Annotated in this window: 2 protein-coding genes; one reads left to right on the top strand and one right to left on the bottom strand. The window is 67.5% G+C overall.

Translation table 11 applies throughout. From position 1 onward, the window contains the following. A partial coding sequence (locus tag AB4Y84_RS21315; protein WP_442250893.1) for a LytR/AlgR family response regulator transcription factor occupies positions 1-348 on the top strand: 348 nt, incomplete at its 5' end. Between the two features lie 9 nt (positions 349-357). Here the strand turns inward: AB4Y84_RS21315 and AB4Y84_RS21310 are convergent. Beyond that, the coding region (locus AB4Y84_RS21310; RefSeq protein ID WP_442250892.1) for an amidohydrolase family protein at positions 358-1,554 on the bottom strand (1,197 nt) is incomplete at its 5' end.

The following is a 1,554-nucleotide window of genomic DNA, read 5'->3' as shown; positions in this document are numbered from 1 at the left end:
GTGCACGGCACGCTGGGTGCGCAGGACCAGGTGTTCGTGCGCGAAGGCGAGCGCTGCTGGTTCGTGTCCATTGCCGAGATCCGTCGGCTGGTGGTGGACGGCAACTACACGCGGCTGTGGTTCCGCGACCAGAACGCATTGCTGGCCCGCAGCCTGAGCGCGTTGGAAGCACGCTTGCCATCGGACCTTTTCTTTCGTGCCAACCGCAACACGCTGGTCAACCTGCGGCGCATTCGCGCGGTCACGCCGAGCATTGGCGATGGTTACGATCTGGCACTGGATGATGGCAGTGAAGTGGAGGTGTCGCGGCGGCAGGCACGGGAGCTGCGCGAGCGGATGGCGCTGTAGCCGCCGATCCTACAGTTCCGCGCTGACCGGGCTGGTCACGAATCCCCACAGCAGCCGCGCCATCACCGCAGGTGAGCGTGCCTGCGCGCGGGAGTAGGCCAGCAGTGCATCCAGCCTTGGACGGTCGTAGAGGTGGCCGGCCAGCAGCACCGCATGCACGCGCCGGCTGTTGCCGATGTCCAGCAGAGGATTGCCGTCCAGCAGCACCAGGTCGGCCGCCTTGCCGACCTCGACACTGCCATGCCGGGCCTGCAGGCGAAGGTGCTGTGCGGCGTGCAACGTGGCTGCGCGCAGCACGTCGGCCTGGCTGAGTCCGGCCTGGTGCAGCAGTTGCAGTTCATCGTGATAGCGGAAGCCGCCAAGCCCGGTGTCGGTGCCCACCAGCACCGGAACACCGGCGCGGTGCGCAGCGCCGGTCAGTGCCAGGCCATGATTGAAATAGGCGTGCAGTGCGCGCTCGCCACGTTGGCCTGGATGGCGGGTGACCGTGGCCTGCAGGTCGTCGCGCCAGGCCCAGCGCGAAAGCGGATCGAGGTACGCCAGTCGCGGATCATCGATGAAGCCCGGATCGCGCGCGCGGGCATCCTCCTCGCGGGTGACATGAGTGGGCACGAAGGCGCTGCCGCTGGCCTGCATCAGCGCGAAGGCGGCCTTGCACCTTGCAGGCGCATAGCTGTCCACCAAGTGCTCGGCCAAGGCTGTCGGGTCTTCACCGTCCAGCGTCCCGCTGCGCCATGCAGCTGCGGAGCCGGAGCAGTGGCGAACGAACAGATGCGCGTGTTCAAAGCTGTGCTGTCCGGCCTGCAGTGCCTCTTCCAGCGCCACCGCCCTGGGCAGGTGGCCCACCAGCGGACGATGCAGTTGCCGCGCCTCGGCAGCCAGCCGTTGGTAGGTATCCGGGCGCAGCCGGTTGTAGACCTTCAGTGCATCCACGCCGCGCTCGGCGTACTCACGCGCGCGACGGACGGCGTCCTGTGGTGCCAGCGCAGGGTCTTCGAAGTAGAAGCTGGCCACCTGCACGAATCGCGGCGCGGTCAACGTGCCAGCGATGGCCTGTGCGCTCCAGCGACGCTTGTCAGCGACGCAGGCGATCAGCGGATCGGTCGGCTGCGGGCAGTCCATCATGTCGCGGGTGCCGGTGATGCCGTTGGCCAGCATCAACGGGAACTGCAGTTGCGGAGACAGCTGCAGTGCGTGGGTATGCAT

The organism is Stenotrophomonas sp. 2YAF22 (genome assembly GCF_052114665.1).
Lineage (GTDB): Bacteria > Pseudomonadota > Gammaproteobacteria > Xanthomonadales > Xanthomonadaceae > Stenotrophomonas > Stenotrophomonas indicatrix.
Note: the sequence above shows the minus strand (reverse complement) of the source record. Positions and strands in the feature narration are given on the sequence as shown.